The 1,186-nt window shown below is 38.7% G+C and carries 1 protein-coding gene; it reads left to right on the forward strand.

The window, feature by feature from the left end; translation table 11 throughout:
- Position 1: 1 nt before the first annotated feature.
- On the forward strand, positions 2 to 1,186 hold a 1,185-nt coding region (locus J582_RS0105585; RefSeq protein ID WP_228131719.1), incomplete at its 3' end, for an IS256 family transposase.

The following is a 1,186-nucleotide window of genomic DNA, read 5'->3' on the forward strand; positions in this document are numbered from 1 at the left end:
AATCAAAAGTATGGCAGCTGAATTAGCTAAAGGTTTAAAAACTCCTGAAGATTTAAACCAAATGACAGCCATATTTAAAAAGTTCATGATCGAAACCGCTCTGAATACTGAGCCTTCTGAACATTTAGGCTATGAAAAGCATCAACCTAAGAAAGGATCTAATGCACGTAATGGTTTTAGCTCCAAAACAGTTCTAACACAAGATGGGCAGCTTGCTTTAGATATCCCTCGTGATCGTGACGGCTCTTTTGAACCACAGATTATTAAGAAGCATCAAACGCGCATTACTAGCATGGATGATCAAATTCTTTCGCTATATGCGAAAGGAATGACAAATAGAGAAATTGTTGCTTTTTTTAAAGAAATGTACGATGCCGATGTATCTGCCTCCCTTATTAGTAAGGTAACGGATGCTGTCATTGAACAAGTGACAGAATGGCAAAATAGAACACTCGATAGTCTTTATCCTGTTGTCTATTTAGATTGCATTGTTGTTAAGGTTCGTCAGCATTCAACAGTAATCAATAAATCAGTTTATTTAGCATTAGGCATTAACTTGGATGGCCAAAAAGAACTTCTTGGCAGGTGGCTTGCTCAAACAGAAGGTTCCAAATTCTGGCTGTCAGTCATGACAGAGCTTAAAAATCGAGGAGTGCAAGATATTCTTGTTGCCTGTGTAGACGGGCTAAAAGGCTTTCCTGATGCGATAGCCTCTGTCTACCCTCATACTGACATCCAGCTGTGTATCGTACATGTTGTACGCAATAGCCTGAGATTTGTGAGCTGGAAGGACTACAAAGCTGTAACAGCAGGATTGAAGGCGATCTATCAGGCAAGTACAGAGGAAAATGCTTTAAAGTCCCTAGATATCTTGTGCGATCAATGGAATCACCAGTATCCAAAAATTGGAGAATCCTGGCGGGCAAATTGGGAAAATATCCGAACGATCTTTAGCTATCCTGCTGAAATACGTCATGCGATTTATACAACAAATGCAATTGAATCATTGAATAGCGTGATTCGCCATTCAACTAAAAAGAGAAAGATCTTCTCTTCTGATGATTCAGTGAAAAAGGTCATTTATTTAGCAACTTCAAATGCTGCTAAAAAATGGACCATGCCAATTCAAAATTGGCGTTTAGCAATGAATTGGTTTACGATTCAGTTCGATGATCGATTAAAAGAT

This window comes from Acinetobacter sp. 1566109, assembly GCF_000582255.1.
GTDB lineage: Bacteria > Pseudomonadota > Gammaproteobacteria > Pseudomonadales > Moraxellaceae > Acinetobacter > Acinetobacter nosocomialis.